The sequence below is a fragment of the Escherichia sp. WS338 genome (genome assembly GCF_046486405.1).
GTDB lineage: Bacteria > Pseudomonadota > Gammaproteobacteria > Enterobacterales > Enterobacteriaceae > Escherichia > Escherichia coli.
Map to the genome: position 1 here is coordinate 37,402 of NZ_JBJQLL010000011.1, position 20,289 is coordinate 57,690.

The 20,289-nt window shown below is 51.1% G+C and carries 18 protein-coding genes; 16 read left to right on the top strand and 2 right to left on the bottom strand.

Annotation, left to right across the window (positions count from 1 at the left end):
* Nucleotides 1-5: 5 nt before the first annotated feature.
* The 3 genes from speA (at nt 6) to speB (ending at nt 3,915) form a co-directional block, all read left to right on the top strand.
* Complete coding sequence (speA, locus tag ACJHWT_RS12160; RefSeq protein ID WP_001295380.1) at nt 6-1,982, top strand: biosynthetic arginine decarboxylase; 1,977 nt, start codon at nt 6-8, stop codon at nt 1,980-1,982.
* Between the two features lie 145 nt (nt 1,983-2,127).
* Complete coding sequence (locus ACJHWT_RS12165; RefSeq protein ID WP_000715526.1) at nt 2,128-2,859, top strand: hypothetical protein; 732 nt, start codon at nt 2,128-2,130, stop codon at nt 2,857-2,859.
* Between the two features lie 135 nt (nt 2,860-2,994).
* Nucleotides 2,995-3,915 carry an agmatinase gene (gene speB / locus ACJHWT_RS12170; protein ID WP_000105566.1) on the top strand — a complete coding sequence of 307 codons (921 nt, stop codon included), beginning with the start codon at nt 2,995-2,997 and terminating at the stop codon, nt 3,913-3,915.
* A gap of 90 nt (nt 3,916-4,005) precedes the next feature.
* Here the strand turns inward: speB and loiP are convergent, their stop codons facing one another.
* Nucleotides 4,006-4,764, bottom strand: coding sequence for a metalloprotease LoiP (gene loiP, locus ACJHWT_RS12175; protein ID WP_001318028.1), 759 nt, complete (start codon nt 4,762-4,764; stop codon nt 4,006-4,008).
* Nucleotides 4,765-5,041: 277 nt separating this feature from the next.
* Between loiP and tkt the strand changes: the two genes are divergently transcribed.
* On the top strand, nt 5,042-7,033 hold the full coding sequence (tkt, locus tag ACJHWT_RS12180) for a transketolase (RefSeq protein ID WP_000098631.1): 1,992 nt from the start codon (nt 5,042-5,044) through the stop codon (nt 7,031-7,033).
* A gap of 45 nt (nt 7,034-7,078) precedes the next feature.
* Here the strand turns inward: tkt and ACJHWT_RS12185 are convergent, their stop codons facing one another.
* Nucleotides 7,079-7,987, bottom strand: coding sequence for a prohibitin family protein (locus ACJHWT_RS12185; protein ID WP_000646928.1), 909 nt, complete (start codon nt 7,985-7,987; stop codon nt 7,079-7,081).
* Nucleotides 7,988-8,364: 377 nt separating this feature from the next.
* Here ACJHWT_RS12185 and cmtB point away from each other — a divergent pair, with 377 nt between their 5' ends.
* The 12 genes from cmtB to ACJHWT_RS12245 all read left to right on the top strand — a co-directional run bounded on the left by cmtB (nt 8,365) and on the right by ACJHWT_RS12245 (nt 20,187).
* Nucleotides 8,365-8,808: a PTS mannitol transporter subunit IIA gene (gene cmtB, locus ACJHWT_RS12190; protein ID WP_001236697.1), complete on the top strand. Its 444-nt coding sequence runs from the start codon at nt 8,365-8,367 to the stop codon at nt 8,806-8,808.
* A 27-nt stretch (nt 8,809-8,835) separates the two neighbouring features.
* A complete protein-coding gene (cmtA, locus tag ACJHWT_RS12195) occupies nt 8,836-10,224 on the top strand; it encodes a PTS mannitol transporter subunit IICB (protein ID WP_000428769.1) in 1,389 nt (462 codons plus the stop codon).
* Between the two features lie 14 nt (nt 10,225-10,238).
* Complete coding sequence (locus ACJHWT_RS12200) at nt 10,239-11,516, top strand: zinc-binding dehydrogenase (protein WP_000853181.1); 1,278 nt, start codon at nt 10,239-10,241, stop codon at nt 11,514-11,516.
* Nucleotides 11,513-12,478, top strand: a complete 966-nt coding sequence (gene glpX, locus ACJHWT_RS12205; RefSeq protein WP_000987308.1) for a class II fructose-bisphosphatase — start codon at nt 11,513-11,515, stop codon at nt 12,476-12,478. Before ACJHWT_RS12200 ends, glpX begins: the two co-directional genes overlap by 4 nt.
* A 21-nt stretch (nt 12,479-12,499) precedes the next feature.
* Nucleotides 12,500-13,009, top strand: coding sequence for a fumarase E (gene fumE, locus ACJHWT_RS12210; protein WP_000224149.1), 510 nt, complete (start codon nt 12,500-12,502; stop codon nt 13,007-13,009).
* The gene (locus ACJHWT_RS12215) at nt 13,006-13,719 is read left to right on the top strand and encodes a nucleoside/nucleotide kinase family protein (RefSeq protein ID WP_000687701.1); all 714 of its coding nucleotides are present in this window, start codon (nt 13,006-13,008) and stop codon (nt 13,717-13,719) included. Before fumE ends, ACJHWT_RS12215 begins: the two co-directional genes overlap by 4 nt.
* 284 nt (nt 13,720-14,003) lie before the next feature.
* A complete protein-coding gene (gene epd, locus ACJHWT_RS12220; protein ID WP_000218480.1) occupies nt 14,004-15,023 on the top strand; it encodes an erythrose-4-phosphate dehydrogenase in 1,020 nt (339 codons plus the stop codon).
* A gap of 49 nt (nt 15,024-15,072) precedes the next feature.
* Nucleotides 15,073-16,236: a phosphoglycerate kinase gene (gene pgk, locus ACJHWT_RS12225; RefSeq protein WP_000111269.1), complete on the top strand. Its 1,164-nt coding sequence runs from the start codon at nt 15,073-15,075 to the stop codon at nt 16,234-16,236.
* Nucleotides 16,237-16,449: 213 nt separating this feature from the next.
* Nucleotides 16,450-17,529, top strand: a complete 1,080-nt coding sequence (fbaA, locus tag ACJHWT_RS12230) for a class II fructose-bisphosphate aldolase (protein ID WP_000034372.1) — start codon at nt 16,450-16,452, stop codon at nt 17,527-17,529.
* 190 nt (nt 17,530-17,719) lie between these two features.
* On the top strand, nt 17,720-18,580 hold the full coding sequence (mscS, locus tag ACJHWT_RS12235) for a small-conductance mechanosensitive channel MscS (RefSeq protein ID WP_000389815.1): 861 nt from the start codon (nt 17,720-17,722) through the stop codon (nt 18,578-18,580).
* A 138-nt stretch (nt 18,581-18,718) separates the two neighbouring features.
* Nucleotides 18,719-19,354: an arginine exporter ArgO gene (gene argO / locus ACJHWT_RS12240; protein ID WP_000493348.1), complete on the top strand. Its 636-nt coding sequence runs from the start codon at nt 18,719-18,721 to the stop codon at nt 19,352-19,354.
* Between the two features lie 92 nt (nt 19,355-19,446).
* On the top strand, nt 19,447-20,187 hold the full coding sequence (locus tag ACJHWT_RS12245; protein WP_000669834.1) for an oxidative stress defense protein: 741 nt from the start codon (nt 19,447-19,449) through the stop codon (nt 20,185-20,187).
* Nucleotides 20,188-20,289 lie beyond the last annotated feature (102 nt).

The following is a 20,289-nucleotide window of genomic DNA, read 5'->3' on the forward strand; positions in this document are numbered from 1 at the left end:
TCGCTATGTCTGACGACATGTCTATGGGTTTGCCTTCGTCAGCGGGCGAACACGGTGTACTACGCTCCATGCAGGAGGTTGCAATGAGCTCCCAGGAAGCCAGCAAGATGCTGCGTACTTACAATATTGCCTGGTGGGGCAATAACTACTATGACGTTAACGAGCTGGGCCACATTAGCGTGTGCCCGGACCCGGACGTCCCGGAAGCTCGCGTCGATCTCGCGCAGTTAGTGAAAACTCGTGAAGCACAGGGCCAGCGTCTGCCTGCACTGTTCTGTTTCCCACAGATCCTGCAGCACCGTTTGCGTTCTATTAACGCCGCGTTCAAACGTGCGCGGGAATCCTACGGCTATAACGGCGATTACTTCCTCGTTTATCCGATCAAAGTTAACCAGCACCGCCGCGTGATTGAGTCCCTGATTCATTCGGGCGAACCGCTGGGCCTGGAAGCCGGTTCCAAAGCGGAGTTGATGGCGGTGCTGGCACATGCTGGCATGACCCGTAGCGTCATCGTCTGCAACGGTTATAAGGACCGCGAATATATCCGCCTGGCATTAATTGGCGAGAAGATGGGCCACAAGGTCTATCTGGTCATTGAGAAGATGTCAGAAATTGCCATTGTGCTGGATGAAGCAGAACGTCTGAATGTCGTTCCTCGTCTGGGCGTGCGTGCACGTCTGGCTTCGCAGGGCTCGGGTAAATGGCAGTCCTCCGGCGGGGAAAAATCGAAGTTCGGCCTGGCGGCGACTCAGGTACTGCAACTGGTTGAAACCCTGCGTGAAGCCGGGCGTCTCGACAGCCTGCAACTGCTGCACTTCCACCTCGGTTCGCAGATGGCTAATATTCGCGATATCGCGACAGGCGTTCGTGAATCCGCGCGTTTCTATGTGGAACTGCACAAGCTGGGCGTCAATATTCAGTGCTTCGACGTTGGCGGCGGTCTGGGCGTGGACTATGAAGGCACCCGTTCGCAGTCCGACTGTTCGGTGAACTACGGCCTCAATGAATACGCCAACAACATCATCTGGGCGATTGGTGATGCGTGTGAAGAAAATGGTCTGCCACATCCGACGGTAATCACCGAGTCGGGTCGTGCGGTGACTGCGCATCACACCGTGCTGGTGTCGAATATCATCGGCGTGGAACGTAACGAATACACGGTGCCGACCGCGCCTGCAGAAGACGCACCGCGCGCCCTGCAAAGCATGTGGGAAACCTGGCAGGAGATGCACGAACCGGGAACTCGTCGTTCTCTGCGTGAATGGTTACACGACAGCCAGATGGATCTGCACGATATTCATATCGGCTACTCTTCCGGCACCTTTAGCCTGCAAGAACGTGCATGGGCAGAACAACTCTATCTGAGCATGTGCCATGAAGTGCAGAAGCAACTGGATCCGCAAAACCGTGCGCATCGTCCGATTATCGACGAGCTGCAGGAACGTATGGCTGACAAAATGTACGTCAACTTCTCGCTGTTCCAGTCGATGCCGGACGCATGGGGGATCGACCAGTTGTTCCCGGTTCTGCCGCTGGAAGGGTTGGATCAAGTGCCGGAGCGCCGCGCTGTGCTGCTGGATATTACCTGTGATTCTGACGGTGCTATTGATCACTACATCGATGGTGATGGTATTGCCACGACAATGCCAATGCCGGAGTACGATCCAGAGAATCCGCCGATGCTCGGTTTCTTCATGGTCGGCGCATATCAGGAGATCCTCGGCAACATGCACAACCTGTTCGGTGATACCGAAGCGGTTGACGTGTTCGTCTTCCCTGACGGCAGCGTAGAAGTAGAACTGTCTGACGAAGGCGATACCGTGGCGGATATGCTGCAATATGTACAGCTCGATCCGAAAACGTTGTTAACCCAGTTCCGTGATCAAGTGAAGAAAACCGATCTTGATGCTGAACTGCAACAACAGTTCCTTGAAGAGTTCGAGGCAGGTTTGTACGGTTATACCTATCTTGAAGATGAATAATTAAGATTATTCCGCTGGCGGGTCGATTTATTTACGTAAATCGGCCCGCTTTCTTTTTATATATTCTTAAAAATAATTTAGCTGCTTTTCTTATTAAATAATCTCCCTACAATCGCTGCATTAATTAAATGCAGAGGGAACGGTTATGAAAAAAGGGAAAGTACGTAGCGCGTTGATAGCATTAGCCGTGCTGCTGGCCGGTTGTTCCAGTAATGCGCAGTATAATAGCAGTGCATCAGGCAATGTCGGCACCGCCTGGGGTGGGGATGTGCACTCAACGGTTCAGGGCGTATCTGCTGAGCGAGCTTGGCGCGATCCGGCAGAGATGATCGTTATTAGTTATTCGACGACTGTTCCTTCGGGCTACGACCGCGTTTATAGCATTCGTATTAACGAACTTGAATATGCTATTCGCGATGGTAATTTTAATTCTCTACCTATTACGCGGGTTTATGATTCGTCAAATAATGAACCACGCTATATTGTCCATGCCAGAGTAGGAATGAATTATCAATTATATGTCCGCAATTACAGTCGTAACACCAACTACGAGATCGTTGCTACGGTTGATGGCCTGGATGTGCTGAACGGCAAGCAAGGTTCGCTGAATAACAACGGCTATATTGTGAATGCCGGAGATTCGTTAGCGATTAAAGGATTCCGCAAAGATAAACATACCGAAGCGGCTTTTCAGTTCGCCAACGTTGCTGATTCCTACGCAGCCAATTCGGCGCAAGGCGATGTGCGTAATACCGGTGTAATCGGCTTTGCCGCCTTTGAATTACAAGGCCCGGCGCAAAACGCGCTGCCGCCGTGCTCTGGACAAGCCTTTCCGGCAGATAACAATGGCTATGCGCCGCCACCGTGTCGGAAATAGCAACCTCGCTTGATGCCTCGCCCATTTAAGGCGATAATTAGCACAAAATTGTGTTTCGCAAATCCAACCCTTCCTCGTCGGGCCTAACGACGCGGAAGGGTTTTTTTATATCGACTTTGTAATAGGAGTCCATCCATGAGCACCTTAGGTCATCAATACGATAACTCACTGGTTTCCAACGCCTTTGGTTTTTTACGCCTGCCGATGAACTTCCAGCCGTATGACAGCGATGCTGACTGGGTGATTACTGGCGTGCCGTTCGATATGGCCACTTCTGGCCGTGCGGGGGGGCGCCACGGTCCGGCAGCGATCCGTCAGGTTTCGACGAATCTGGCCTGGGAACACAACCGCTTCCCGTGGAATTTCGACATGCGTGAGCGCCTGAACGTGGTGGACTGCGGTGATCTGGTATATGCCTTCGGCGATGCCCGTGAGATGAGCGAGAAGCTGCAGGCACACGCCGAGAAGCTGCTGGCTGCCGGTAAGCGTATGCTCTCCTTCGGTGGTGACCACTTTGTTACGCTGCCGCTGCTGCGTGCTCATGCGAAGCATTTCGGCAAAATGGCGCTGGTACACTTTGACGCCCACACCGATACCTATGCGAACGGTTGTGAATTTGACCACGGCACCATGTTCTATACCGCGCCGAAAGAAGGTCTGATCGACCCGAATCATTCCGTGCAGATTGGTATTCGTACCGAGTTTGATAAAGACAACGGCTTTACCGTGCTGGACGCCTGCCAGGTGAACGATCGCAGCGTGGATGACGTTATCGCCCAGGTGAAACAGATTGTGGGTGATATGCCGGTTTACCTGACCTTTGATATCGATTGCCTGGACCCTGCATTTGCACCAGGCACCGGTACGCCGGTAATTGGCGGCCTGACCTCCGATCGCGCCATTAAACTGGTACGCGGCCTGAAAGATCTCAACATCGTTGGGATGGACGTAGTGGAGGTGGCTCCGGCATACGATCAGTCGGAAATCACCGCTCTGGCAGCGGCGACGCTGGCGCTGGAGATGCTGTATATTCAGGCGGCGAAAAAGGGCGAGTAAGCGCCAGATAAGAGGCGCACGGGTGATGTGCCATTAATGTCGGATGCGGCGTGAACGCCTTATCCGACCTACGTTCGGCACTACCTGGCTTTACTTAACTCCATCCGCGCTCATACGATCGCGAATATGCTGGGCGCGTTCGGCGGATGCAGGATGGTCGTCAAACATTGAGCTTTGGCGGCCTTCTTCCAGTTTCGCCAGTTTTTCAAAGCTGGTGGCAAGACCTGCCGGGCTGATACCGCGTTGGCGCAGCAAATCGTAGGAGTAATCATCGGCCTCTGATTCCTGACGTTGGGTAAATTGCGAATTGACTAGCTTTTCGCCCAGGTCTCCCAGTTGTGATTGTGACAAACTGCCGACAATTCCGCCTGCAGAGGCCGCCGCAACGCGAATTGCGTTTGTACCAAGTGCTACCTGCATTCCTTTCTTCACATGGCCTAATGCCACGTGCCCCATTTCGTGACCGAGCACCGCTTCGACTTCGTTATCCGTCATCATATCCATCAGCCCGCTATAGACGCGGATACAGCCGTTAGCCATTGCAAAGGCGTTCACATCCTTCGCCATATACACTTTGTAATTCACCGGCTGACCGTTGATATTGTTGCCTAGCGCATTGGCAATAGTTGTCAGACGTTTAGCGTATTCGCTATTGGCTGGCGCAATCGTCGCCTTGCTGTCCATCTCCTGACATGCCTGATCGCTCAGGGTTTTCACCTGCGCATCACTCAAACTGTAAGCCTGAAAAGCTTCCGCTCCTGATGAGAGCAGTCCGTTGGAGTCCATATTCTGGCAACCGGTCAGTACCGTTGCCACGCTCATTGCTACCAATAAGGCGCGAATTTTCATGTTTTCTCTTCCGCACAAGGTCAGGATTATTCTAAAAATGCGCCGTTTGCAGGTGAATCGACGCTCAGTCTCAGTATAAGGAAAAGCGCAGCGGACGGGCGAGCAGATTGCGCAACATGCGAGCATGATCCAGAGATTTCTGAAGCGGCAAAAGGATGTTCCATGTACATGACGCGCGGCTTGCGGTAAATTGTTGGCAAATTTTCCGGCGTAGCCCAAAACGCGCTGTCGTCAAGTCGTTAAGGGCGTGCCCTTCATCATCCGATCTGGAGTCAAAATGTCCTCACGTAAAGAGCTTGCCAATGCTATTCGTGCGCTGAGCATGGACGCAGTACAGAAAGCCAAATCCGGTCACCCGGGTGCCCCTATGGGTATGGCTGACATTGCCGAAGTCCTGTGGCGTGATTTCCTGAAACACAACCCGCAGAATCCGTCCTGGGCTGACCGTGACCGCTTCGTGCTGTCCAACGGCCACGGCTCCATGCTGATCTACAGCCTGCTGCACCTCACCGGTTACGATCTGCCGATGGAAGAACTGAAAAACTTCCGTCAGCTGCACTCTAAAACTCCGGGCCACCCGGAAGTGGGTTACACCGCTGGCGTGGAAACCACTACAGGTCCGCTGGGTCAGGGTATTGCCAACGCAGTCGGTATGGCGATTGCAGAAAAAACGCTGGCGGCGCAGTTTAACCGTCCGGGCCACGACATCGTCGACCACTACACCTACGCCTTCATGGGCGACGGCTGCATGATGGAAGGCATCTCCCACGAAGTTTGTTCTCTGGCGGGTACGCTGAAGCTGGGTAAACTGATTGCGTTCTACGATGACAACGGTATCTCTATCGATGGTCACGTTGAAGGCTGGTTCACCGACGACACCGCAATGCGTTTCGAAGCTTACGGCTGGCACGTTATTCGCGGCATCGACGGTCATGACGCGGCATCCATCAAACGCGCAGTAGAAGAAGCGCGCGCAGTGACTGACAAACCGTCCCTGCTGATGTGCAAAACCATCATCGGTTTCGGTTCCCCGAACAAAGCCGGTACGCACGACTCCCACGGTGCGCCGCTGGGCGACGCTGAAATTGCCCTGACCCGCGAACAGCTGGGCTGGAAATATGCACCGTTCGAAATCCCGTCTGAAATCTATGCTCAGTGGGATGCGAAAGAAGCAGGCCAGGCGAAAGAATCCGCATGGAACGAGAAATTCGCTGCTTACGCGAAAGCTTATCCGCAGGAAGCCGCTGAATTTACCCGCCGTATGAAAGGCGAAATGCCGTCTGACTTCGACGCCAAAGCGAAAGAGTTCATCGCTAAACTGCAGGCTAACCCGGCGAAAATCGCCAGCCGTAAAGCGTCTCAGAATGCGATTGAAGCGTTCGGCCCGCTGTTGCCGGAATTCCTCGGCGGCTCTGCTGACCTGGCACCGTCTAACCTGACCCTGTGGTCTGGTTCTAAAGCAATCAACGAAGATGCTGCGGGTAACTACATCCACTACGGTGTTCGCGAGTTCGGTATGACCGCGATTGCTAACGGTATCTCCCTGCACGGTGGCTTCCTGCCGTACACCTCCACCTTCCTGATGTTCGTGGAATACGCACGTAACGCCGTACGTATGGCTGCGCTGATGAAACAGCGTCAGGTGATGGTTTACACCCACGACTCCATCGGTCTGGGCGAAGATGGCCCGACTCACCAGCCGGTTGAGCAGGTCGCTTCACTGCGCGTGACCCCGAACATGTCCACATGGCGTCCGTGTGACCAGGTTGAATCCGCGGTCGCGTGGAAATACGGCGTTGAGCGTCAGGACGGCCCGACTGCGCTTATCCTCTCCCGTCAGAACCTGGCGCAGCAGGAACGTACTGAAGAGCAGCTGGCAAACATCGCGCGCGGTGGTTATGTGCTGAAAGACTGTGCCGGTCAGCCGGAACTGATCTTCATCGCGACCGGTTCTGAAGTTGAACTGGCGGTTGCTGCCTACGAAAAACTGACTGCTGAAGGCGTGAAAGCGCGCGTGGTTTCCATGCCGTCTACCGACGCGTTCGACAAGCAGGATGCGGCTTACCGTGAGTCTGTACTGCCGAAAGCGGTTACTGCACGCGTTGCGGTGGAAGCGGGTATTGCTGACTACTGGTACAAGTATGTTGGCCTGAACGGTGCTATCGTCGGCATGACCACCTTCGGTGAATCTGCTCCGGCAGAGCTGCTGTTTGAAGAGTTCGGCTTCACCGTTGACAACGTTGTTGCGAAAGCGAAAGCGCTGCTGTAATCGGTAAGATGCTTTGTGAGAAGGGCCGCGAAAGCGGCCCTTTTTTTACTTAGTAGAGATAAACGGAACTGTACTGCCGGGGATCATGGTATCGGGTAGCTTACCGTCCCAACGCTCAGCAGTGGTGAGGGCAACAAGTCCGGGATTATCCCGCAGAGCTTCACCGCGCAGGCGGATCGCTTCTGCTTCAGCCGCACTTTTTAAACGAATAGTTTCAGCCTCTGCCGCGCCTCTTACGCGAATAGTCTCAGCTTCTGCTTTGGCTGCCGCCAGTTTACTGTCTGCTTCAGCCTGGGCCTGAGTTACTGCTATTTGCGCCTGGATTTTCTCTGTTTCCAGATTTTGCTTACGTGTGGCAATGGCGACTTCTGCTTTCATTCGATCTTCAATCGATTTTTCATAAGCGTCAGAAAAATCAATATTTTCAATCTGGACACCATCAATCACCACCGGGCCAACAACGGCTTTACGCATTGCATTTTGCAGATCCTGAACCAGTTTTGTACGATCCTGTACCGCGCTGATGGCGGTATATTGGCCGAAAACGTTCTCCAGTTGAGTTGGCAGCTGGCGGACGATCAGACGCTCTTTTAAAGATTCAATGGTGTTGTAGGTTGTATAAACTGCGCCAGCTTCTGAAGGTTTAATGTGGAAGCTGACTGATACTGTCATTTGTGCCGGTTGCTGGTCGCGGCTGTAGGCCTGTAATCCCTGATAAACCACAGCCTGATTACGCGTGGAAATTTTCTCCACGCTTTCCATAAAAGGGATCTTAAAACCCAGACCCGGCTCGGCAACTTTTACGATTTTTCCGTAGCGCAGCAAAATGCCGCGTTCACCTTCATTAACGGTGTAATACGAGAGAAATGGCAGCACAACCACGGCAAGCACGCCAATGACGATAGCAATAGATTTTTGTGGGCGAAATGAGGTTATTGAAACAGGTGCTTTCATGACAATCTTCCTTGAGTAAAGTGTGGGAATATGTCACATGAGGTGAGGAGAAAACAGCCTACAGGTGAGAATTCAGAATCTATAAAGGGGTATAGCGAAAAAACATTGCATTAAAAAAGTATGTTTTCGGACATTCAATAAATAAATGGCGATATGTATCACAAATACAACAACAATCAAAATGTTGATTTTGTGATAAACATAACAAATACAAAGTTGACTTTAAAAATATCAATTTCATTTTGTTGTTATTTAAAGTTTTATTATTTTTGTTCATGGGGTTTTTCTTCTCGCGTACCCAATTGCTTTCATTAAACCGCACGAGTATTTTATTTTTACCGCCGGACGGTACCCTAAAAATAAAATAAGGATAATTTATGCGGCTTATTGATTATTTTCCAGAATCATCAATCTCAGTTATACATTCAGCAAAAGATTGGCAGGAAGCTATCGATTTCTCGATGGCATCATTGCTGGATAAAAACTATATCAGCGAGAATTACATTCAGGCAATTAAAGATTCCACCATTAACAATGGCCCTTATTATATTCTCGCACCAGGCGTGGCAATGCCTCATGCGCGACCGGAATGTGGGGCGCTTAAAACCGGGATGTCTTTGACATTACTTGAACAAGGTGTTTATTTTCCGGGGAATGACGAACCAATTAAATTACTCATCGGACTCTCTGCTGCCGATGCCGATTCGCACATTGGCGCTATTCAGGCGTTAAGTGAATTACTGTGCGAAGAAGAAATACTCGAACAACTCTTAACAGCATCATCAGAAAAACAATTAGCGGACATTATCAGCCGCGGATAATTACTCTCTCCTCTACAGGATAATATTATGGAAAACAAGTCTGCTCGTGCAAAGGTCCAGGCTTTTGGGGGCTTTTTGACGGCAATGGTCATCCCCAATATTGGTGCTTTTATTGCCTGGGGTTTTATTACTGCGTTATTTATTCCCACCGGTTGGCTGCCTAACGAACATTTCGCCAAAATTGTCGGCCCGATGATTACCTATTTATTGCCCGTGATGATTGGTTCTACCGGTGGTCATCTGGCCGGCGGTAAACGCGGCGCGGTCATGGGCGGAATAGGTACTATTGGTGTGATCGTCGGCGCAGAGATCCCGATGTTCCTTGGCTCAATGATTATGGGGCCGCTCGGTGGTCTGGTGATTAAATATATCGACAAGGCGCTGGAAAAGCGGATCCCTGCTGGTTTTGAGATGGTTATCAATAACTTCTCATTAGGTATCGCGGGGATGCTCCTTTGTCTGCTGGGTTTTGAAGTGATCGGCCCTGCGGTGTTAATTGCCAATACTTTCGTCAAAGAGTGTATTGAGGCGCTGGTACATGCGGGTTATCTGCCTTTGCTGTCAGTCATCAATGAACCGGCGAAAGTGCTTTTCCTTAATAATGCGATCGATCAGGGCGTCTATTACCCGTTGGGGATGCAACAGGCTTCAGTTAACGGTAAATCCATCTTCTTTATGGTGGCGTCCAACCCTGGGCCTGGCTTAGGACTGTTGCTGGCGTTTACTTTGTTTGGTAAAGGGATGAGTAAACGTTCTGCGCCCGGGGCGATGATTATTCACTTCCTCGGTGGGATCCACGAACTGTATTTCCCGTATGTGCTGATGAAGCCGCTGACCATTATTGCCATGATTGCGGGCGGTATGTCTGGCACCTGGATGTTTAACTTACTGGACGGTGGTCTGGTGGCTGGTCCAAGTCCGGGGTCTATCTTTGCTTACCTGGCACTGACGCCGAAAGGCTCGTTCCTGGCGACAATTGCCGGTGTTACGGTAGGTACCCTGGTGTCCTTTGCTATCACTTCCGTAATACTGAAGATGGAAAAAACGGTGGAAACGGAGAGCGAAGATGAGTTTGCTCAGTCAGCCAATGCGGTTAAGGCGATGAAACAAGAGGGTGCATTCTCGTTAAGCCGGGTTAAGCGAATCGCCTTTGTTTGCGATGCGGGGATGGGCTCCAGCGCGATGGGCGCAACCACCTTCCGTAAACGTCTGGAAAAAGCGGGGCTGGCAATTGAAGTAAAACATTACGCGATAGAAAACGTGCCTGCGGATGCGGATATCGTCGTTACTCACGCCAGTCTGGAAGGGCGCGTGAAACGTGTGACGGATAAACCACTGATATTGATTAATAACTATATTGGCGATCCAAAACTCGACACTTTATTTAATCAATTAACCGCTGAACATAAACACTGATTACAGAGGTAAAAATGAAAACCAAAGTTGCTGCTATTTATGGCAAGCGGGATGTCCGTCTGCGCGAATTTGAGCTGCCAGAAATTACCGATAATGAACTGTTAGTGAATGTAATTTCTGACAGCGTTTGTTTATCCACCTGGAAAGCGGCGTTACTCGGTAGTGAACATAAACGCGTACCCGACGATTTAGAAAATCATCCGGTCATTACCGGGCATGAATGTGCCGGGGTTATTGTTGAAGTGGGTAAAAATCTCACCGACAAATATAAAAAAGGCCAGCGTTTTGTATTGCAACCGGCGATGGGGTTACCAAGCGGATATTCAGCGGGCTACAGCTACGAATATTTTGGCGGTAACGCCACCTATATGATTATTCCCGAAATCGTCATTAATTTGGGCTGCGTATTACCGTATCACGGCTCTTATTTTGCTGCGGCGTCACTGGCAGAGCCTATGTGCTGCATTATTGGCGCTTATCATGCCAATTATCACACCACGCAATATGTTTATGAGCATCGCATGGGCGTTAAACCTGGCGGCAATATTGCGCTGCTGGCATGTGCTGGTCCGATGGGCATTGGCGCTATCGATTATGCTATTAACGGCGGCATACAACCGTCGCGGGTGGTGGTGGTCGATATCGACGACAAACGCCTGGCGCAGGTACAAAAGCTGCTGCCGGTGGAACTGGCGGCCAGTAAAGGCATTGAGCTGGTGTATATGAATACCAAAGGGATGAGCGATCCGGTCCAGACGCTGCGGGCGCTGACGGATGATGCCGGATTTGATGACGTATTTGTCTATGCAGCGGTGCCTTCAGTCGTCGAGATGGCTGATGAATTACTGGCGGAAGATGGCTGCCTGAACTTCTTTGCCGGGCCGACGGATAAAAACTTCAAAGTGCCGTTTAATTTCTACAACGTCCATTACAACAGAACGCATGTCGTCGGTACGTCCGGCGGTTCAACGGACGACATGAAAGAGGCGATTGCGCTTAGCGCCACAGGGCAGTTGCAGCCGTCGTTTATGGTGACCCATATCGGTGGGCTGGATGCGGTGCCAGAAACCGTGCTCAATCTGCCGGATATCCCAGGCGGTAAAAAACTCATTTATAACGGCGTGACCATGCCGCTCACTGCCATTGCCGATTTTGCCGAAAAAGGCAAAACCGATCCGCTGTTTAAAGAGTTGGCGCGGCTGGTTGAGGAAACGCACGGCATCTGGAATGAACAGGCCGAGAAATATCTGCTGGCACAATTTGGCGTTGATAGCGGGGAGGCCGCGCAATGATGTCCCTGGCGTGGCCATTATTTCGCGTTACGGAACAGGCAGCGTTGGCTGCCTGGCCGCAAACCGGATGTGGCGACAAAAATAAAATTGATGGCCTGGCGGTCACCGCGATGCGCCAGGCATTAAACGACGTCGCTTTTCGTGGACGAGTGGTTATCGGCGAGGGAGAGATTGACCATGCGCCGATGCTGTGGATTGGCGAAGAGGTGGGCAAAGGCGATGGGCCAGAAGTCGATATCGCGGTTGACCCGATTGAAGGCACGCGGATGGTGGTGATGGGGCAGAGCAATGCGCTGGCGGTCATGGCTTTCGCCCCACGGGGCAGCCTGTTACATGCGCCCGATATGTATATGAAAAAGCTGGTTGTTAATCGACTGGCTGCCGGGGCGATAGATCTGTCTTTGCCTCTGGCGGACAACTTGCGTAACGTGGCGCGGGCGTTAGGTAAACCGCTGGACAAGCTGCGTATGGTTACGCTGGATAAACCGCGCCTGAGTGCCGCAATTGAGGAAGCAACACAGCTGGGCGTGAAGGTTTTTGCCCTGCCGGATGGCGATGTCGCCGCCAGCGTGCTGACCTGCTGGCAGGATAATCCTTACGATGTGATGTACACCATCGGCGGTGCGCCAGAAGGCGTGATTTCTGCCTGTGCCGTTAAAGCATTAGGCGGGGATATGCAGGCCGAGCTGATTGACTTTTGTCAGGCTAAAGGGGATTACACGGAAAATCGGCAGATTGCAGAGCAGGAGCGCAAGCGTTGCAAGGAAATGGGCGTTGACGTTAACCGTGTGTACTCGCTCGATGAACTGGTGAGGGGGAACGATATCCTCTTTAGCGCTACGGGCGTGACGGGCGGCGAGTTGGTGAACGGAATCCAACAGACGGCGAATGGGGTGCGGACGCAGACATTACTGATCGGCGGCGCGGACCAAACGTGTAATATAATAGACTCCCTGCATTGATGGTGATCTATCGGAAGACCAATGGCGACGCTGACAGAAGATGATGTGCTTGAGCAACTGGATGCACAGGACAATTTATTTTCATTTATGAAAACTACGCATTCTATTTTGCTCCAGGGGATACGCCAGTTTCTGCCGTCGCTGTTTGTCGATAATGATGAAGAGATCGTCGAATATGCAGTGAAGCCGTTACTCGCCCAAAGCGGCCCGCTTGACGATATTGATGTTGCACTGCGTTTGATTTATGCGCTGGGGAAAATGGATAAATGGCTGTACGCCGATATCACGCATTTTTCCCAGTTCTGGCATTACCTGAACGAACAGGATGAAATGCCCGGATTTGCCGATGACATGACCTGGGATTTTATCAGCAACGTCAATAGCATAACCCGCAATGCGACGCTCTATGACGCGTTGAAAGCGATGAAGTTCGCCGATTTCGCCGTCTGGTCAGAGGCGCGTTTTAGCAGGATGGTCAAAACGGCGCTGACGCTGGCAGTAACGACCACCTTAAAGGAATTAACGCCGTGAAAATTGAATTAACGGTGAATGGGCTGAAGATACAGGCACAGTACCAGAACGAAGAGATTGAAAATGTACATAAACCGTTGCTGCACATGTTGGCGGCCTTACAGACGGTAAATCCGCAGCGGCGTACGGTGGTTTTTCTTTGCGCTCCGCCGGGGACGGGTAAATCTACCCTAACCACCTTCTGGGAATATCTCGCGCAACAAGACCCGGAGCTGCCCGCTATTCAGACGCTGCCGATGGATGGTTTTCATCATTACAATAGCTGGCTGGATGCGCATCAATTGCGCCCCTTCAAAGGCGCACCAGAGACATTTGACGTTGCGAAACTGGCGGAAAATCTGCGCCAGGTAATGGAAGGGGATTGTACGTGGCCGCAGTACGATCGACAAAAGCATGATCCTGTTGAAGATGCGTTGCACGTTACCGCACCACTCGTCATCGTCGAAGGAAACTGGCTATTATTGGATGATGAAAAGTGGCAGGAGTTGGCATCTTTCTGCGATTTTTCTATTTTTATTCATGCACCTGCTCAAATTCTGCGGGAGCGCTTGATTAGTCGTAAAATTGCGGGAGGATTATCGCGGCAAGAAGCCGAAGCTTTTTATGCCCGAACCGATGGTCCCAATGTCGAGCGTGTGCTGGTGAATAGTCGTCAGGCCAATCTGATATTAGAGATGACCGAAGAAGGCAGATATCACTTCAAAAGCTGACAATTTATTCCAGTTATTGCAGGGGTATTATTACGCCAGCCTGGAATAAAGCTCCCTACAAAAGGGGATAAAAGTGTGATGTAAGTCAGATAAATGTCTTCTTCGGCTGGACAATCATTCCTTTTATTCCACGTTTCGCTTATCCTAGCTGAAGCGTTTCAGTCGATTAAATGTTCGACAATTAACCAATCAGTCGCAGTTTGCGACAGGTAAGGTTTCCCCGGACGATTTGCTGGATTACTCTGTCTGGCAAATTTGCTCAGGGAAAACCTTGCAGGAGATCTATGACCGTACGCGTAGCGATAAATGGCTTCGGTCGCATCGGGCGTAATGTGGTTCGTGCTTTGTATGAATCCGGACGCCGGGCGGAAATTACCGTGGTGGCAATCAACGAACTGGCGGATGCTGCGGGCATGGCGCATTTGTTGAAATATGACACCAGCCATGGCCGTTTTGCATGGGAAGTACGACAGGAACGCGATCAACTTTTTGTTGGTGATGACGCCATCCGTGTATTGCATGAACGTTCACTGCAATCGCTCCCCTGGCGTGAACTTGGCGTTGATGTAGTCCTCGACTGCACCGGCGTATATGGCTCCCGCGAGCATGGCGAAGCGCATATTGCCGCCGGGGCCAAAAAAGTGCTCTTTTCACATCCTGGCAGTAACGATCTCGACGCGACCGTTGTTTACGGCGTCAATCAGGATCAACTTCGTGCGGAACACCGCATCGTTTCTAACGCTTCCTGTACCACGAATTGCATAATTCCCGTCATCAAATTGTTAGATGATGCGTACGGTATTGAGTCCGGCACTGTGACCACAATTCACTCCGCCATGCACGATCAACAGGTTATTGATGCATACCATCCTGACCTGCGTCGCACCCGGGCAGCCAGCCAGTCGATCATTCCGGTCGATACTAAACTGGCCGCCGGTATCACACGATTTTTTCCGCAATTTAACGATCGCTTTGAAGCGATTGCGGTACGTGTGCCAACCATAAATGTGACGGCAATCGATTTAAGCGTGACGGTGAAGAAACCTGTAAAAGCCAATGAAGTCAACCTGTTGCTGCAAAAAGCAGCACAAGGTGCATTTCATGGTATAGTTGACTATACGGAATTGCCGTTGGTCTCTGTAGATTTTAACCACGATCCGCACAGTGCCATTGTCGATGGCACCCAAACCCGGGTTAGTGGCGCACACCTGATCAAAACGTTGGTCTGGTGCGATAACGAATGGGGCTTTGCTAACCGAATGCTCGACACGACGTTAGCTATGGCTACTGTTGCTTTCAGGTAAGACGCAAGCAGCGTCTGCAAAACTTTTAGAATCAACGAGAGGATTCACCATGTCTGTAATTAAGATGACCGATCTGGATCTTGCTGGGAAACGTGTATTTATCCGTGCGGATCTGAACGTACCAGTAAAAGACGGGAAAGTAACCAGCGACGCGCGTATCCGTGCTTCTCTGCCGACCATCGAACTTGCCCTGAAACAAGGCGCAAAAGTGATGGTAACTTCCCACCTGGGTCGTCCTACCGAAGGCGAGTACAACGAAGAATTCTCTCTGCTGCCGGTTGTTAACTACCTGAAAGACAAACTGTCTAACCCGGTTCGTCTGGTTAAAGATTACCTCGACGGCGTTGACGTTGCTGAAGGTGAACTGGTTGTTCTGGAAAACGTTCGCTTCAACAAAGGCGAGAAGAAAGACGACGAAACCCTGTCCAAAAAATACGCTGCACTGTGTGACGTGTTCGTAATGGACGCATTCGGTACTGCTCACCGCGCGCAGGCTTCTACTCACGGTATCGGTAAATTCGCTGACGTTGCGTGCGCAGGCCCGCTGCTGGCAGCTGAACTGGACGCGCTGGGTAAAGCACTGAAAGAACCTGCTCGCCCGATGGTGGCTATCGTTGGTGGTTCTAAAGTATCTACCAAACTGACCGTTCTGGACTCCCTGTCTAAAATCGCTGACCAGCTGATTGTTGGTGGTGGTATCGCTAACACCTTTATCGCGGCACAAGGCCACGATGTGGGTAAATCCCTGTACGAAGCTGATCTGGTTGACGAAGCAAAACGTCTGCTGACCACCTGCAACATCCCGGTTCCGTCTGATGTTCGTGTAGCAACTGAGTTCTCTGAAACTGCACCGGCTACCCTGAAATCTGTTAACGATGTGAAAGCTGACGAGCAGATCCTGGATATCGGTGATGCTTCCGCTCAGGAACTGGCTGAAATCCTGAAGAATGCGAAAACCATTTTGTGGAACGGTCCGGTTGGCGTGTTCGAATTCCCGAACTTCCGCAAAGGTACTGAAATCGTGGCTAACGCTATCGCAGACAGCGAAGCGTTCTCCATCGCTGGCGGCGGCGACACTCTGGCAGCAATCGACCTGTTCGGCATTGCTGACAAAATCTCCTACATCTCCACTGGCGGCGGCGCATTCCTCGAATTCGTGGAAGGTAAAGTACTGCCTGCAGTAGCGATGCTCGAAGAGCGCGCTAAGAAGTAAAAAATCACAGGGCAGGGAAACCTGCCCTTGTTGCAGCGCGCTTTTAAAGCACGCACTTTTTCATACTCTAAATAATTCGAGTTGCAGGAAGGCGACAAGAGAGTGAATCCCATGAGCTTACATAAGTAAGTGACTGGGGTGAGCGAACGCAGACGCAGCACATGCAACTTGAAGTATGACGAGTATAAGGCCCGACGATACAGGACAAGAGACATGTCTAAGATTTTTGATTTCGTAAAACCTGGCGTAATCACTGGTGATGACGTACAGAAAGTTTTCCAGGTAGCAAAAGAAAACAACTTCGCACTGCCAGCAGTAAACTGCGTCGGTACTGACTCCATCAACGCCGTGCTGGAAACCGCTGCTAAAGTTAAAGCGCCGGTTATCGTTCAGTTCTCCAACGGTGGTGCTTCCTTTATCGCTGGTAAAGGCGTGAAATCTGACGTTCCGCAGGGTGCTGCTATCCTGGGCGCGATCTCTGGTGCGCATCACGTTCACCAGATGGCTGAACATTATGGTGTTCCGGTTATCCTGCACACCGACCACTGCGCGAAGAAACTGCTGCCGTGGATCGACGGTCTGCTGGACGCGGGTGAAAAACACTTCGCAGCTACCGGCAAGCCGCTGTTCTCTTCTCACATGATCGACCTGTCAGAAGAATCTCTGCAAGAGAACATCGAAATCTGCTCTAAATACCTGGAGCGCATGTCCAAAATCGGCATGACTCTGGAAATCGAACTGGGTTGCACCGGTGGTGAAGAAGACGGCGTGGACAACAGCCACATGGACGCTTCTGCACTGTACACCCAGCCGGAAGACGTTGATTATGCGTATACCGAGCTGAGCAAAATCAGCCCGCGTTTCACCATCGCAGCGTCCTTCGGTAACGTACACGGTGTTTACAAGCCGGGTAACGTTGTTCTGACTCCGACTATCCTGCGCGACTCTCAGGAATATGTTTCTAAGAAACACAACCTGCCGCACAACAGCCTGAACTTCGTATTCCACGGTGGTTCCGGTTCTACTGCTCAGGAAATCAAAGACTCCGTAAGCTACGGCGTAGTGAAAATGAACATTGATACCGATACCCAATGGGCAACCTGGGAAGGCGTTCTGAACTACTACAAAGCGAACGAAGCTTACCTGCAGGGTCAGCTGGGTAACCCGAAAGGCGAAGATCAGCCGAACAAGAAATACTACGATCCGCGCGTATGGCTGCGTGCAGGTCAGACTTCTATGATCGCTCGTCTGGAAAAAGCATTCCAGGAACTGAACGCGATCGACGTTCTGTAAGTCATTCCTTTCTGCTTATCTCAAGGCCCGCTCTGCGGGTCTTTTTTTCGCCAAAAGCAAGGTGATGCAGATGAGAAATCTGTGATCTATTTGGCAAAATTATGCTTTATTGTTTACCCTTGTCAGACTGCCCGTCATAAGGCGGCGGAGTGTATTTCTCCATTTTGAGTCAGTTGAAAAGGAATATTGAATGGAAGATTTGAATGTTGTCGATAGCATAAACGGCGCGGGAAGCTGGCTGGTGGCTAACCAGGCGCTGCTGCTAAGTTATGCAGTAAACATCGTGGCGGCACTCGCGATCATCATCGTTGGTTTGATTATCGCGCGGATGATTTCCAACGCGGTGAATCGCCTGATGATCTCCCGTAAAATCGATGCCACTGTTGCTGATTTTCTCTCTGCATTAGTCCGTTACGGTATTATCGCCTTTACGCTAATCGCTGCACTGGGGCGCGTGGGCGTACAAACAGCGTCAGTCATTGCTGTACTCGGTGCCGCAGGCTTAGCGGTTGGTCTGGCTTTGCAGGGGTCACTGTCTAACCTGGCCGCTGGCGTGTTACTTGTTATGTTCCGCCCGTTCCGTGCCGGAGAATATGTTGATCTCGGCGGCGTAGCCGGTACTGTGCTGAGTGTGCAGATTTTCTCCACCACCATGCGTACTGCAGACGGTAAAATTATCGTTATTCCGAACGGTAAAATTATTGCCGGAAATATTATTAACTTCTCTCGCGAGCCAGTTCGCCGTAACGAATTTATTATTGGCGTGGCGTATGATTCCGATATCGATCAGGTTAAGCAGATCCTGACCGATATTATCCAGTCTGAAGATCGCATTTTGAAAGATCGCGAAATGACTGTGCGCCTGAACGAACTTGGTGCATCGTCGATTAATTTCGTGGTCCGCGTCTGGAGCAACAGCGGCGATCTGCAAAACGTGTACTGGGATGTGCTGGAGCGTATTAAACGTGAATTTGATGCCGCCGGTATCAGCTTCCCGTACCCGCAAATGGATGTGAACTTTAAGCGGGTGAAAGAAGACAAAGCTGCGTAATCAACGCTGAGGCCAGATAATACTCTCTGGCCTCTCTCTTATTAGTTTTTCTGATTGCCAATTAATATTATCAATTTCCGCTAATAACAATCCCGCGATATAGTCTCTGCATCAGATACTTAATTCGGAATATCCAACGTGTTTTCTTATTACTTTCAAGGTCTTGCACTTGGGGCGGCTATGATCCTACCGCTCGGTCCACAAAATGCTTTTGTGATGAATCAGGGCATTCGTCGTCAGTACCACATTATGATTGCCTTACTTTGCGCTATCAGCGATTTGGTCCTGATTTGCGCCGGGATTTTTGGTGGCAGCGCGTTATTGATGCAGTCGCCGTGGTTGCTGGCGCTGGTCACCTGGGGCGGCGTAGCCTTCTTGCTGTGGTATGGTTTTGGCGCTTTTAAAACAGCGATGAGCAGTAATATTGAGTTAGCCAGTGCCGAAGTCCTGAAGCAAGGCAGATGGAAAATTATCGCCACCATGCTGGCAGTGACCTGGCTGAATCCGCATGTTTACCTGGATACTTTTGTTGTACTGGGCAGTCTTGGCGGGCAACTTGATGTGGAACCAAAACGTTGGTTTGCGCTCGGGACAATTAGCGCCTCTTTCCTGTGGTTCTTTGGTCTGGCTATTCTCGCAGCCTGGCTGGCACCGCGCCTGCGCACGGCAAAATCACAGCGCATTATCAATCTGGTAGTGGGATGTGTTATGTGGTTTATTGCCTTGCAGCTGGCGAGAGACGGTATTGTTCATGCACAAGCCTTGCTCAGTTAGGCGCTATCTGATGGAAAAATAAAACAGAGGCGCTAAGCTTGCCTCCAGAGGTCCTGAATTTTAGGCAAGTCAATTAACACGGAGAGACTAACGTGAAGTTCAAAGTTATCGCCCTGGCGGCATTAATGGGTATTAGCGGGATGGCAGCGCAGGCTAACGAATTGCCGGATGGACCGCATATTGTCACCTCCGGTACGGCAAGCGTGGATGCGGTGCCAGACATTGCCACTCTTGCGATTGAAGTCAACGTGGCCGCGAAGGATGCCGCTACTGCCAAGAAACAGGCGGATGAGCGCGTCGCACAATACATTTCCTTCCTTGAACTCAATCAGATCGCGAAAAAAGATATCAGCTCAGCGAACTTACGCACCCAGCCAGATTATGATTATCAGGATGGTAAAAGTATCCTGAAAGGCTACCGTGCAGTGAGAACGGTGGAAGTCACGCTCCGTCAGTTAGACAAACTGAATTCCTTGCTGGATGGCGCGCTGAAGGCGGGTCTTAACGAAATTCGTTCTGTATCGCTGGGCGTGGCGCAGCCGGATGCCTATAAAGACAAAGCGCGTAAGGCAGCGATTGATAACGCGATTCATCAGGCGCAGGAACTGGCGAACGGCTTTCATCGTAAACTGGGGCCGGTATATAGTGTGCGCTACCATGTTTCCAACTATCAGCCCAGCCCAATGGTGCGGATGATGAAAGCCGATGCCGCGCCGGTGTCCGCCCAGGAAACTTACGAGCAGGCCGCTATTCAGTTTGATGATCAGGTCGATGTGGTCTTCCAGTTAGAACCTGTGGATCAACAACCCGCTAAAACACCTGCAGCACAATAATATTTGTAGCCCGACGTATTCGTCGGGCTAATGCCTTTACCCGATATTGCCTCCTTTTTCTGTAATTTTCTGTAAAACCATGACGTAATCACCTATCTTTGC

Excerpts from the sequence above, each read along its gene's own strand:
- pgk (WP_000111269.1), top strand. The coding sequence starts at position 15,073 with ATGTCTGTAATTAAGATGACCGATCTGGATCTTGCTGGGAAACGTGTA.
- ACJHWT_RS12185 (WP_000646928.1), bottom strand. The coding sequence starts at position 7,987 with ATGAAAGCACCTGTTTCAATAACCTCATTTCGCCCACAAAAATCTATT.
- ACJHWT_RS12165 (WP_000715526.1), top strand. The coding sequence starts at position 2,128 with ATGAAAAAAGGGAAAGTACGTAGCGCGTTGATAGCATTAGCCGTGCTG.
- fumE (WP_000224149.1), top strand. The coding sequence starts at position 12,500 with ATGGCGACGCTGACAGAAGATGATGTGCTTGAGCAACTGGATGCACAG.
- loiP (WP_001318028.1), bottom strand. The coding sequence starts at position 4,764 with ATGAAAATTCGCGCCTTATTGGTAGCAATGAGCGTGGCAACGGTACTG.
- speB (WP_000105566.1), top strand. The coding sequence starts at position 2,995 with ATGAGCACCTTAGGTCATCAATACGATAACTCACTGGTTTCCAACGCC.
- speA (WP_001295380.1), top strand. The coding sequence starts at position 6 with ATGTCTGACGACATGTCTATGGGTTTGCCTTCGTCAGCGGGCGAACAC.
- ACJHWT_RS12200 (WP_000853181.1), top strand. The coding sequence starts at position 10,239 with ATGAAAACCAAAGTTGCTGCTATTTATGGCAAGCGGGATGTCCGTCTG.
- mscS (WP_000389815.1), top strand. The coding sequence starts at position 17,720 with ATGGAAGATTTGAATGTTGTCGATAGCATAAACGGCGCGGGAAGCTGG.
- cmtB (WP_001236697.1), top strand. The coding sequence starts at position 8,365 with ATGCGGCTTATTGATTATTTTCCAGAATCATCAATCTCAGTTATACAT.
- cmtA (WP_000428769.1), top strand. The coding sequence starts at position 8,836 with ATGGAAAACAAGTCTGCTCGTGCAAAGGTCCAGGCTTTTGGGGGCTTT.
- tkt (WP_000098631.1), top strand. The coding sequence starts at position 5,042 with ATGTCCTCACGTAAAGAGCTTGCCAATGCTATTCGTGCGCTGAGCATG.
- fbaA (WP_000034372.1), top strand. The coding sequence starts at position 16,450 with ATGTCTAAGATTTTTGATTTCGTAAAACCTGGCGTAATCACTGGTGAT.
- epd (WP_000218480.1), top strand. The coding sequence starts at position 14,004 with ATGACCGTACGCGTAGCGATAAATGGCTTCGGTCGCATCGGGCGTAAT.
- glpX (WP_000987308.1), top strand. The coding sequence starts at position 11,513 with ATGATGTCCCTGGCGTGGCCATTATTTCGCGTTACGGAACAGGCAGCG.